General features: G+C 59.6%; 11 protein-coding genes. 7 read left to right on the plus strand and 4 right to left on the minus strand.

Going from position 1 to position 11,083, the window contains the following annotated elements:
• Positions 1–102: 102 nt before the first annotated feature.
• Positions 103–1,170, plus strand: a complete 1,068-nt coding sequence (locus AB8A23_RS14120) for an alcohol dehydrogenase (RefSeq protein WP_439059398.1) — start codon at positions 103–105, stop codon at positions 1,168–1,170.
• 67 nt (positions 1,171–1,237) lie between these two features.
• On the opposite strand, the gene AB8A23_RS14125 is transcribed toward AB8A23_RS14120, so the two are convergent.
• The 3 genes from AB8A23_RS14125 to AB8A23_RS14135 form a co-directional block, all read right to left on the minus strand.
• On the minus strand, positions 1,238–2,560 hold the full coding sequence (locus tag AB8A23_RS14125) for a dicarboxylate/amino acid:cation symporter (protein ID WP_089265252.1): 1,323 nt from the start codon (positions 2,558–2,560) through the stop codon (positions 1,238–1,240).
• A gap of 164 nt (positions 2,561–2,724) precedes the next feature.
• The gene (locus AB8A23_RS14130; protein ID WP_089265251.1) at positions 2,725–3,096 is read right to left on the minus strand and encodes a helix-turn-helix domain-containing protein; all 372 of its coding nucleotides are present in this window, start codon (positions 3,094–3,096) and stop codon (positions 2,725–2,727) included.
• Between the two features lie 619 nt (positions 3,097–3,715).
• Positions 3,716–4,972 (minus strand): serine hydrolase domain-containing protein, encoded by a 1,257-nt coding sequence (locus tag AB8A23_RS14135; RefSeq protein WP_439059397.1) that lies wholly within the window; start codon positions 4,970–4,972, stop codon positions 3,716–3,718.
• A gap of 152 nt (positions 4,973–5,124) precedes the next feature.
• On the opposite strand from AB8A23_RS14135, the gene AB8A23_RS14140 reads away from it, so the two are divergent.
• Complete coding sequence (locus AB8A23_RS14140) at positions 5,125–6,036, plus strand: intradiol ring-cleavage dioxygenase (RefSeq protein ID WP_439059396.1); 912 nt, start codon at positions 5,125–5,127, stop codon at positions 6,034–6,036.
• 27 nt (positions 6,037–6,063) lie between these two features.
• On the opposite strand, the gene AB8A23_RS14145 is transcribed toward AB8A23_RS14140, so the two are convergent.
• Positions 6,064–6,579, minus strand: a complete 516-nt coding sequence (locus AB8A23_RS14145) for a hypothetical protein (protein WP_439059395.1) — start codon at positions 6,577–6,579, stop codon at positions 6,064–6,066.
• A 417-nt stretch (positions 6,580–6,996) separates the two neighbouring features.
• Between AB8A23_RS14145 and AB8A23_RS14150 the strand changes: the two genes are divergently transcribed.
• The 5 genes from AB8A23_RS14150 (at position 6,997) to AB8A23_RS14170 (ending at position 11,076) form a co-directional block, all read left to right on the plus strand.
• The gene (locus AB8A23_RS14150; RefSeq protein WP_439059394.1) at positions 6,997–8,313 is read left to right on the plus strand and encodes a CmpA/NrtA family ABC transporter substrate-binding protein; all 1,317 of its coding nucleotides are present in this window, start codon (positions 6,997–6,999) and stop codon (positions 8,311–8,313) included.
• Between the two features lie 51 nt (positions 8,314–8,364).
• Positions 8,365–9,258, plus strand: a complete 894-nt coding sequence (gene ntrB, locus AB8A23_RS14155) for a nitrate ABC transporter permease (RefSeq protein ID WP_320445057.1) — start codon at positions 8,365–8,367, stop codon at positions 9,256–9,258.
• 12 nt (positions 9,259–9,270) lie between these two features.
• Positions 9,271–10,065, plus strand: a complete 795-nt coding sequence (locus AB8A23_RS14160) for an ABC transporter ATP-binding protein (protein WP_068735490.1) — start codon at positions 9,271–9,273, stop codon at positions 10,063–10,065.
• A 74-nt stretch (positions 10,066–10,139) separates the two neighbouring features.
• Positions 10,140–10,565: a globin family protein gene (locus AB8A23_RS14165; protein ID WP_089265244.1), complete on the plus strand. Its 426-nt coding sequence runs from the start codon at positions 10,140–10,142 to the stop codon at positions 10,563–10,565.
• 85 nt (positions 10,566–10,650) lie between these two features.
• Positions 10,651–11,076 carry a globin family protein gene (locus tag AB8A23_RS14170; protein WP_439059393.1) on the plus strand — a complete coding sequence of 142 codons (426 nt, stop codon included), beginning with the start codon at positions 10,651–10,653 and terminating at the stop codon, positions 11,074–11,076.
• Positions 11,077–11,083: the final 7 nt, after the last annotated feature.

The following is an 11,083-nucleotide window of genomic DNA, read 5'->3' on the forward strand; positions in this document are numbered from 1 at the left end:
GAGCGTCGTCGCGAAACCCATCATGATCGGGTTCTATGCGATAAGTTTCGCTTCTACCCATCCTACGGATAACAAGAAACTTCAACCGGGAGAGAAAACACAATGAAGAGCTTCAAGGTTCTCGAATTCAACGAACCGCTCGGCGAGGTCGACGAGCAGACCCCGCAGCCGACCGGCACGCAGGTGCTGATCCGCGTGAAGGCTGCTGGCGTCTGCCATAGCGACCTGCACATCTGGGAAGGCGGCTATGAACTCGGTCATGGCCGCAAGAAGCTGTCGCTGAAGGATCGCGGCATCACGCTGCCGCGCACCATGGGTCACGAGACTGTCGGCGAAGTCATCGCTTTTGGTCCGGATGCGCAGCAGGAAGCCGGCGGCGTCAAGATTGGCGATATCGCATTGGCCTATCCATGGATCGGCTGCGGCAAATGTGCGGTCTGTCTTGCCGGTGATGAGAATCTCTGTCTTGCGCCGCGCTGCCTCGGCGTACATTGCGACGGTGGTTACTCCGATCACCTTTTGGTGCCGCATCCGCGCTACCTGATCGACCTCAAGGGCATGGATCCGGTCATCGCCGCGCCTTACGCCTGCTCGGGCGTCACCACCTATAGCGCGCTGAAGAAGATCGAGAGCGATCTCGGCAATCCGATCGTGATCTTCGGCGCCGGTGGCCTCGGCCTGATGGCGCTTGAACTTTTGAAGGCGATGGGCGGCAAGGGCGCCATCGTTGTCGATATCGATGCGCGAAAGCGCGAGGCGGCGATCAAGGCCGGCGCTCTGGCGGTCGTGGACGGCAATGCGCCCGACGCGCTTGAGCAGCTTGCCAAGGCCGCCGGTCAGCCGATCCTGTCGGTGATCGATCTGGTCGGCACTCCGTCGACGACGCAGCTCGGCTTCGACGTGCTCTCCAAGGGCGGCAAGTTGATCATGGTCGGCCTGTTCGGTGGCGGCGCCACCTGGGCGCTGCCGCTGATCGCCATGAAGGCGCTGACCATCCAGGGCAGCTATGTCGGCAATCTCCGCGAGACCAAGGAGCTGCTGGAGCTGGTGCGCACCAAGAAGGTGCAGCCGATCCCGACGAGCCCGATGCCGCTCGCAAAGGCCAATGCGGCGCTGAACGATCTGAAAGACGGCAAGCTGGTCGGCCGCGCGATCCTCACGCCGGCGTAGGGTTGAAGCATTCGTTCTGACACCGAGAAGCGGCCTTCAGGCCGCTTCTTTTTTGCCTCGAAGGCAATTAGCCGGCCGTCACGTCCACGAGCTCTTCGCCATCCAACACACGCTTCGCCTTGGCATGGTCGAGATCGCCTTCCCATGCACCGACCACGACGGTGGCAACGCAGTTGCCGATCAGGTTGCCGAGCGCGCGGGCCATGCCGATGAACCAGTCTACCGACAGCACCAGCACGAGACCGATGGCGGGAATGCTCGGCACGGCATTCAGCGTCGCGGCAAGGATCACGATCGCTGAGCCGGGTACGCCGTGGGCGCCCTTCGACGTCACCAGCGAGACGCCCAGCACCAGCATGAGATCGCCGAAAGACAGCGGTGTATTCGTGGCCTGCGCGATGAACACGACGGCCAGCGTCAGATAGATCGAGAATGCATCGAGATTGAACGAGTAGCCTGTCGGGATCACGAGGCCGACCACGTTGTCCTTGACGCCGAGCCGTTCGAGTTTGCGCATGACCTGGGGCAGCACTGCATCCGATGACGCGGTGGCGAGCACGATGGTGAGTTCTTCGCGCAGATAGTTCAGGAATTTGATGATGTTCAGCCCGGCCAGCGCCATCACGCCGCCGAGTACGCCGAAGACGAAGATCGCGACCGAGACATAGAACAGCACCACCAGCGAGACGAGTTGCTTCAGCGATCCGACACCGTAGCGTCCGACCGTATAGGCGACAGCGCCGAGCACGCCGATCGGGGCGAGGCGAACGATCAGTCCCATGGCGCGGAACAGAACGGTCGATACGGCTTCGATGAAACTGGAGATGCGTTCGCCTTTCTCGCCGCCGACCAGCGCCAGGCTGGTGCCGAAGAGGATGGCGAAGAACAGCACCTGCAGGACGTCGTTGCGCGCCAGAGCGTCAAACGAGGTGGTCGGAATGATGTTGAGCAGGAAGCTGCCGATGCCGCCGCCCTGCAGCTTGTGAGCGTTGTCGGCGACCGTCGTGAGTGCCTTGCCGTCGAGCGAGGCCGGATTGATGTTCATGCCGTGGCCCGGGCCGAACAGATAGGCCAGCACCAGGCCGACAACGAGCGCCAGCGTGGTCATGGCCTCGAAATAGATCAGCGCCTTGACGCCAACCCTGCCGACTTTCTTGAGGTCGCCGGCACCCGCGATCCCATGCACCACCACACAGAACACGATGGGGGCCACAATCATGGAGATGAGTTTGAGGAACGCGTCGCTGAAGACCTTCAGGCCGACCGCGAAGTCCGGCACGGCGATGCCAAGGACGATGCCGAGCAGCAGGGCGACAAGCACCTGCACGAAGAGCGACTGATAGAGAGGCTTGCGGATTGGTTCGACGGCGGTAATCGTAGCTGTAGACATGGTTCGCTCCCCCTGAGGTTCACGAATATTCCAGCAACAACTGTGCCACCGCTAGGTGCAGATGCGTAAAATCTCGCCGCGGTTACGGCGAGTTCTTTTCGTGTCGAGGGGGGATTGAAATCGAGCCGATCAGCGGCCGGGTCGCTCCGGCGGCCATGCGACGATTACTTCTCTTCGTCGGCGATCGCTTCCATCAGGACGACCATCTGGCGCTGGACCGTCTGGCTCTTGATGCGGCTGTAAGCACGAAGCAAGCGGAGGCTGAAAGCGCTATCGAGGAACAGCAAGCTCTCCACTTCGCGGCTCTTGCCATCGCCATCGTAGAAGAAGGTGACCGGCACATCGAGCGCCGTCGCAATCTGCTGAAGACGCGCAGCGCCAACGCGATTGACACCCTTTTCGTACTTCTGAACCTGCTGGAAGCTGACGCCCAGCTTTTCGCCCAAATCCGCCTGCGAAATTTTCTGCTCAACACGACGCAGACGGATCCTCTTGCCCATCTCAATGTCGGGTTTGCCGGCGCTACGTTGCTTCATTCGTCACCATTCAGTTTGTTTGAATAAGGGAGTTTGGTTTTATTTTCTTGTTTGAGCTTCTTAGCCCGAGAGCCCTTAAAGCTAACTTTCAAAGGCATCTCTGTTATACACATCGTCATGACGATTGGGATGGCTGAAATCGTCGCGATACTCGAATTGATCGACACGTAATCGCGAGGGTCATCCAATCGTACAAAAAACCTTGCGGTATTCTGTTGCTACTTCGCATTTGCCTGCAAAACTTCCAACGAATACCGGAACTCAATTTCTATCGATACGGGCCTTGCAGCGGAAGCGAAAGTACAAGTTGGTCATCATGCTATACACATGTGACTTGCCTGACGCACGCAGGATAACTGAGAGTCGTTCGCATTCGTAAGCTGCAAATCTCTGGCATGCAGCATTCCATGCGATTTCCAGCTGCAATTTCGCACTTTACGATCTCCTGTGTAGCACCGACGTAATATCACAATTCCGTGGGTGGTTGTTGCTATGTCCCATGCGCACCGGAAGTTTCATTCCAAATTCTCACTGAGAGAGAATTTCATTTGATTCGTGCTGAGCGCGATGTGCCCGGTGGCGCGCACCGACTGAGCAATATTGATCATACCGTTCGTTACTAAACATTGCTGTCGGTAATCGCGGAGTAGATCATGGTACGCAGCTCGCGCCGAACCGGATAAGCGCTCGATGGCAACAGCTGCGTCATGAAGATTGCGATCAGCTGTTCAGCCGGGTCTATCCAGAACACCGTGCTCGCCGCGCCGCCCCATCCATACTCACCGGCGCTGCCGGGGATCATGGTCTTGACCGGATTCATCATCACCGAAAATCCAAGTCCGAAGCCGACGCCGGCATAGCTCGTTTCGCTGAACATCGACGTCGACATGTCGGCGACGTAGGCCCCGCCGGGCAGATGATTGTTGGTCATCAGCGCGATCGTCTTCGGAGCGAGCAGGCGCACGTCGCCGAGCGCACCGCCATTGAGCAGGGCGCGACAGAAGGTGAGATAGTCCGCGGCGGTGGAGCATAGGCCGCCGCCGCCGGAAATCATCTTAGGCGGCGACAGGAATGAACTCGTCGCGGGATCGTCCTGAAGAACAAAGCCGCCCTTGCCGTCGGCGGCGTAGCAGGCCGCGAGACGATGCGCCTTGTCGGGCGGCACAAAGAAGCCGGTATCCGTCATGCCGAGCGGATCGAAGATACGTTCCTGCAGGAATTGTTCGAATGGTTGTCCACTGATCTTCTCGACGAGATAGCCGATCACGTCGGTCGAGACCGAATAATTCCATGCATCCCCCGGGGAGAATTCCAGGGGGACCTTCGCGAGATCCGAAATCATCGATGTCATCGTGCCGGATTTTTCGATCTCGCCGATCTTGAGTGCACGATAGGCGGCGTCGACATTGGTGCGCTGCTGGAAGCCGTAAGTGAGTCCCGACGTGTGACGCAGCAGGTCGATGATCTGCATGGGACGGGCCGGTGGCTTCGTCACGAACGGCGCCGTTACGCCGGCCTGAAATACGCCGAGATTTGCCCATTCGGGAATATATTTATGAACGGGTTCATCGAGCGCGATACGTCCTTCCTCCACAAGCATCATGAAGGCGACTGTCGTGATTGGCTTGGTCATCGAATAGATGCGGAAGATCGTATCGTCCTTGACGGGGGCTTTGCGCTCCACATCGGCAAAGCCCTGCGCTGTGCTGTGCACGATTTCGCCGCGGCGATAGACCAGAAGCTGTGTGCCGGGAAAGCGGCCGGCATCGACATAGCGCTGCTTGAGATGCGCTTCGACGCGGGCCAGCGCCATGGTCGACATGCCGACCTGTTCGGGTGGCGCAGACGAAGGGCTCAGGCTTTGGGACGACGGCATTGCAACATCACTCCGATGTGTGGACGCGGCTCGTTTCTATGGATGAAAATCAGCGGTTGTCCATATGGGTTTGTAGCGTGGCGAGCTTACGTGAAGCTCTGTTTGGTGTATCGTTAAAGATGCAATCGCGTCGTGTTGCTCAGGATGGAATTATGACCCAATTCAATGACACTGAACTCACTGCGGCCGTCATCCAGAGTTTCGACAAGACGTCCGATCCGCGCACGAAATTCCTGCTGCAAGAACTCGTGACGTCATTGCACGACTATGTTCGCAGGACCGATCTCACCTTCGGTGAATGGGAAGTGGCAATCGACTTCCTGACCCGCACTGGCCAGAAATGCACGCCGATCCGGCAGGAGTTCATCTTGCTCTCTGACGTGCTGGGCGTCTCGATGCTGGTCGATGCCATCAACCACAGGGAGCGTGAGGGGGCCACACAGACGACGGTACTCGGACCGTTCTATGTCGGCGAGCATCCCGTCATGGCGCATGGCGCTGATATCTCTGCGGGCCTCACGGGTGAGCGCATGTTCGTGCAGAGCCGCGTCACCGATCTCGACGGCAAGCCGCTGACGGGCGTGCCGGTTGACATCTGGCATGCCGATGATGACGGTTTCTACGACTCGCAGAAAGCCAGCTATGCCACGCAGGGCCCTTCGTCGCGCGCGCGCTTCATCACCGACAGTGATGGCCGGCTGTTCTTCCGCACCATTCTGCCCTGCAGCTATCCGATCCCGACCGATGGTCCGGCCGGAGATCTTGTGCTGAAAACGAGACGTCATCCAATGCGTCCGGCGCATGTGCACTTTCTCGTCGCGGCTCCCGGCTATGAACCGCTGATCACTCACGTCTTCATCGAGGGCGACGAATATCTCGACTCCGATGTCGTGTTCGGCGTGAAGGACGATCTGATCGCCACCGTCGAGAAGCGCAGCTATGCCTTCATGCCTGATGGTCAGCCTGCCACGGGGCCGTGGCATCTGATGACCTATAATTTCCGGATGAAGCCGGGCGAGGGCACGGTGCCGCAGCCGATGATGTCGGAAAAGGCCGAGGCGTAAGCGATCTCGGCCGTTTGCCATCTGCGATCAGGTCGCGCTCCAGTCGCGTTGCGAGAGTTCCTGCAGCGACTCCAGGAAGAACTGATCGAACAGGAACGGTGTATCGCCGTGTGCGGCCGATGGCGCGATGAGGGTGACCATACCTAACAGCGCGCGGCCGAGTTCGCCGATGCGCTCGGCAAAGGCCTCGAGCCCGCTGCGATCAGAGCTCTCGACGACTGCGTGGAGTGCGCCTTTGGTTTGTGCGATCTGTAGATCGATATCGTCGACGGCGCGATCGAGGGCATCGATATCGACATCCACAGTGACAGCGTTGTCTTTGGTCGGTATCAGCGCGTCCTCAAGGACGCTCTTTCGGAACATATGAAGTTGCCGTGAGACATCCTCGAAATGACCGAACGCTGCCGCCGCATTCGCGTCGAGGTCGCTTTTGCCCTGAGACAGGATCGCCGCCGCGGAGACCACGGTCGCCGCCTTCAGGGTGCTGATTACCTTCCGCAGCGACGAGAGGGCAGGTTCGGTGATCACCGAAATGGTCGGCATGAAGCGGTCCGTTCGTTAGAAATTGGACCCGGTTGATAGCACCGATCCGCGGGCCGGCACGCCGACGAAGTCGGCAAAATAGTACCTCACAATTTACTGCCTATTCCGCGTGCGTCGCACAATAAATGAGCGTCCCGCAAATTTTCGATGCGCGTGGTTCTCTGCGCTGGTCTTGTTGCCTTTAGGTAAGTGACTGCAATTTATCGAAATTTCCATCAGGCAGCGGTTGGCACGAACTTTGAATAGTTCTTAGCGACGCCATTGTAGCCGTCACAATCAATCACCAGCCAGCATTGCCATCATGGGGCTTCCCCCAGGCGCGCCGCTATGTCCGTACGCCTTCGACCCAAGGTGCGCTGTGACGAGGGGCCAATGACGGTGCAGGCGATCCGAGGCGCGAAAGGACGACAGCAGCACATGACGAAGTCAGAGACCAACAAGCCGGGCCGCAAGATCAGCCGCCGTCAGCTTCTGAAAGCCGGCGCGGGAACCGCTGCCTTGCTCGCGGCCGCCCGACTGAACTTCCCCGGCGGCGCTTTCGCGCAGGATGCCGGGCCCGAAGTGAAAGGCGCCAAGCTCGGCTTCATCGCACTAAGCGATGCCGGTCCGCTGTTCGTTGCCAAGGACAAGGGCCTGTTCGCCAAATACGGCATGCCCGATGTGGAAGTGTCGAAGCAGGCCTCGTGGGGCACGCTGCGCGACAACATGGTGCTCGGCTCCGAAGGCAGCGGCATCGATGGCGCGCATATCCTGACGCCGATGCCGTACCTGATCTCGTCCGGCAAGGTCACCCAGAACAATCAGCCGACGCCGATGTATATCCTCGCGCGTCTCAATCTCGATGCGCAGTGCATTTCGGTCGGCAACGAATATGCCGATCTGAAGGTCGGCCTCGATGTCGCGCCGCTGAAAGCCGCGTTCGAGAAGAAGAAGGCTGCGGGCAAGTCGGTGAAGGTGGCGATGACCTTCCCGGGCGGTACCCATGACCTCTGGATCCGCTACTGGCTCGCGGCCGGCGGCATCGATCCCGACAAGGATGTTGAGACCATCACCGTGCCGCCGCCGCAGATGGTGGCGAATATGAAGGTCGGTACCATGGACGCATTCTGCGTCGGTGAGCCGTGGCCCGGCCAGCTCGTGCACCAGAAGATCGGCTACACCGCGGTGAACACCGGCGAGATCTGGAACAAGCATCCGGAGAAGTCGCTCGGCATGCGCGCGGCCTGGGTCGACAAGAACCCGAAGGCGGCGAAGGCCATCACCATGGCCATCATGGAAGCCCAGCAATGGGCCGACAAGATGGAGAACAAGGAAGAGCTCGCCACCATCATGGGCAAGCGGCAGTGGATCAACTGCCCGGTCGAGGACATCCTCGATCGCGCCCGCGGCAAGTTCGACTACGGCACCGGCAAGGTGGTCGAGAACTCGCCGCACATCATGAAGTACTGGAAGGACTTCGCGTCCTATCCGTTCCAGAGCCACGACCTCTGGTTCATGACCGAGGACATCCGCTGGGGCAAATACGAGCCCGGCTTCGACTCGAAGGCGCTGATCGCCAAGGTCAACCGCGAGGATATCTGGCGTGACGCGGCGAAGACCATGGGCGTCGCTGCCGCCGAAATCCCGACTTCGACCTCGCGCGGCAAGGAGACCTTCTTCGACGGCAAGGTCTTCGATCCCGAAAATCCGGCAGCCTACCTCAAGTCGCTCGCCATCAAGCGCGTCGAAGCCTGAGACACACGTTTGGGACCGATGCGGACTAGCTGAAATGACGGAGACAGTGCGATGAACATGCAAGCTATCAAGACGGAGCCGGCAACGGCACTGGCGAAGCCGCCGGTGGCGAGCGTCGCACTTTCTCCCAAGCAGCCCGTAAGTTTCGACAGATACGCCAAGATGGCGAAAGAGACAGCGGCGCGGGTCATCCCGCCGCTGATCGTCGTTCTCCTGCTTGGCGTAATGTGGGAGCTCTTGTGCCGGCGCACCGGCTCAACGCTCCCGCCGCCCTCTAAGGTCTACAAGGACACCAAGGAACTGATCTTCGATCCGTTCTTCGACAATGGCGGTCTGGACAAGGGGCTGTTCTGGCATATCTCGGCGAGTCTCCTGCGTGTGGCTTACGGCTACTCGCTCGCTGCCGTGGTCGGCATCGGCCTCGGCACACTGGTTGGCCAGTCGGTCTGGGCGATGCGTGGCCTCGATCCGATCTTCCAGGTGTTGCGCACCATTCCGCCGCTGGCCTGGCTGCCGCTGGCGCTCGCGGCCTTCCGGGACGGTCAGCCGTCGGCGATCTTCGTGATCTTCATCACCTCGATCTGGCCGATCATTATCAATACGGCTGTCGGTATCCGGAATATTCCGCAGGACTATCGCAACGTCGCCGCCGTGGTGCAGCTCAATCCGGTGGAATTTTTCTGGAAGGTCATGCTGCCGGCGGCTGCGCCCTATATTTTCACCGGTCTGCGCATTGGTATCGGCCTGTCCTGGCTCGCAATCATCGCGGCTGAAATGCTGATCGGTGGCGTCGGCATCGGGTTCTTCATCTGGGACGCCTGGAATTCCTCGCATATGAGCGAGATCATCCTGGCGCTGTTTTACGTCGGCATCGTCGGCTTCGTCCTCGACCGCTTGATCGCGGGTCTGGGCAAGCTCGTCACCCACGGCACCTCAGTCAGCTAAGGAGACATCGTCATGACGCCATATCTGAAGCTCGATCACGTCGACAAGGTGTTCACCCGCGGCAAGGTCTCGTCCGAAGTCCTGAAGGATATCAACCTCAACCTCGGCAAGGGCGATTACGTCTCCATCATCGGCCATTCCGGTTGCGGAAAGTCGACGATGCTCAACATCATCGCCGGGCTGACGCGCGCAACGATTGGCGGCGTTATCCTCGAGGGGCGCGAAGTCAATTCGCCCGGCCCCGATCGCGCCGTGGTGTTCCAGAACCACAGCCTGCTGCCGTGGCTGACGGTTTATCAGAACGTCCGTCTTGGCGTGGACAAGGTGTTTGCCAAGACCAAGTCCCGCGCTGAGCGCGACGAATGGACAATGCACAATCTCAATCTCGTGCAGATGACCCATGCCAAGGACAAGCGCCCCTCGGAAATCTCCGGCGGCATGAAGCAGCGCGTCGGCATTGCCCGTGCGCTCGCAATGGAGCCCAAGGTGCTGCTGCTCGACGAACCGTTCGGTGCGCTCGACGCACTGACCCGCGCTCATTTGCAGGACTCGGTAATGGCGCTGCATCAGAAGCTCGGCAACACCATCGTCATGATCACGCATGACGTGGACGAAGCCGTGCTGCTGTCGGACCGCATCGTGATGATGACCAACGGACCATCGGCGACCATCGGCGAAGTGCTCGATGTGCCGCTCGCGCGACCGCGTCAGCGTCTCGAACTGGCGAGTAACCCGGTCTATCTCGACTGCCGCAAGCGCGTGCTCGAATTCCTGTATGAGCGCCACAAGTTCGTCGAAGCGGCGTAAGCATCTTGTTACCTCTTGACTTCCGAGGATAAACCGAATGAATGCGGCTCAGACTTTCCGGATAGCTGCAAATCATGAGTCGTTCGATAGGCCTGACGCGCGAAGAAATCATGCGCGTGCAATCGTCATTCGATCAGATGTGGCCGAACTCTTCGGTCATGGTGGATCTGTTTTATGCCCGGCTGTTCGAGACATTGCCGGAAACGCGCCCGCTGTTTCGCGGCGACATGGCGCAGCTCAAGCACAAGTTCATCGCAACGCTTGCGGTGATCGTCGGCAGTCTCGACAACATCACAGGTCTGTTGTCGGTGATCGGCAAGCTCGCGAAAGACCATGTGCATTATGGCGTGGAGGCCGCGCACTACGAGTCTGTCGGCGAGGCACTGTTCTGGAGTTTGGGGCAGGGGCTTGGCGAGCGCTGGACGCCCGAGGTCGAAGCCTCGTGGCACAAGGTCTACAATTTCCTGGCGGCGCGCATGATTTCTGCGGCCTATCACTAGAACCACATCGCATTTTATCGCGCGCTGAACATTTGCTCACGCGGCGCGACACACAAGCTCACCTTCCACTGCAAGGAGAGTTAGCATGAACGCGTCCGACGTCGCTCTGGTTCAGGATAGTTTCAAGAAAGTCGCGCCGATTTCCGATGTGGCTGCGGAATTGTTCTACGGCCGTCTCTTCGAGGTTGCCCCGCAAGTGAAGCCGATGTTTCGCGGCGACATGAAGGAGCAGGGCCGCAAATTGATGGCGACGCTTGGCGTCGTCGTCACCGGCCTGACGCGACTCGAAACCGTGCTGCCTTCAGCGAGCGCACTCGCCAAGCAGCACGTGGCCTATGGCGTGAAGGCCGAACATTATCCGATCGTCGGCGGTGCGCTGCTGTGGACCCTGGAGAAGGGCCTCGGCGACGCATGGACGCCCGAACTCGCAGCAGCCTGGACCGCAGCCTATGGCACGCTGTCCGGCTACATGATTTCTGAAGCCTACGGCACAGCGCAGGCGGCCGAGTAAGGATATG

The organism is Tardiphaga sp. 619_E2_N8_4 (assembly GCF_051810905.1).
In the GTDB taxonomy this organism is placed as follows: Bacteria; Pseudomonadota; Alphaproteobacteria; order Rhizobiales; family Xanthobacteraceae; genus Tardiphaga; species Tardiphaga robiniae.